At 42.2% G+C, this 592-nt stretch carries 1 protein-coding gene; it reads right to left on the reverse strand.

Annotated features, from left to right (window positions below; translation table 11 throughout):
• On the reverse strand, positions 1–592 hold a 592-nt coding region (locus ADI86_RS11925; protein ID WP_049532913.1), incomplete at both ends, for a mucin-binding protein.

The following is a 592-nucleotide window of genomic DNA, read 5'->3' on the forward strand; positions in this document are numbered from 1 at the left end:
ACATCTGGAACAACTGGTTGACCTGGTTTGGTTGGATCATTTGGATCATTTGGATACTTCACTCCTGGTGTTGGTGGGAAGTTTGGATCATCAGATTTCGGAACCAAGCTGCCAAGCGGTCTGTAAGTAACAGTTTCTTCAAGATTTTCTTGAGTAACTGTCTTAGACGCAACACTTCCTTTATCAGCGTAGTAACCTGTCAATCCTGGTGTTGGAACTGCACCATAGTTAGCCTTATTAGCTACCCATGATTCATCAGGGTTAAGAACTGTACCTGTCACCTTATCAAGTTTTAAGGTACGTGTCCATTGTGCATTTTGAACATTGTCAGCTGGGGCAGTTGCCTTACCGTCTGATACCACATAATGAACAGTTGACGTTACATCTTTCTTCCATTGATTTTCCGCAGGGTATGTAGGACTGTTTGGATCATTTGGATTGATTGGATCTGTTGGGTTATGTGGATCGTTTGGTCCAACTGGAGTTTCACCATGTTTCAAGGTAACTACGAATTCTTGATCAACTGACTCATCCTTGTCATAAGTAGCTCCTACTGTGAATCCATCACTTACAAGAACGTAACCACGATCTT

Source organism: Streptococcus pseudopneumoniae (assembly GCF_001074975.1).
GTDB lineage: Bacteria > Bacillota > Bacilli > Lactobacillales > Streptococcaceae > Streptococcus > Streptococcus pseudopneumoniae_D.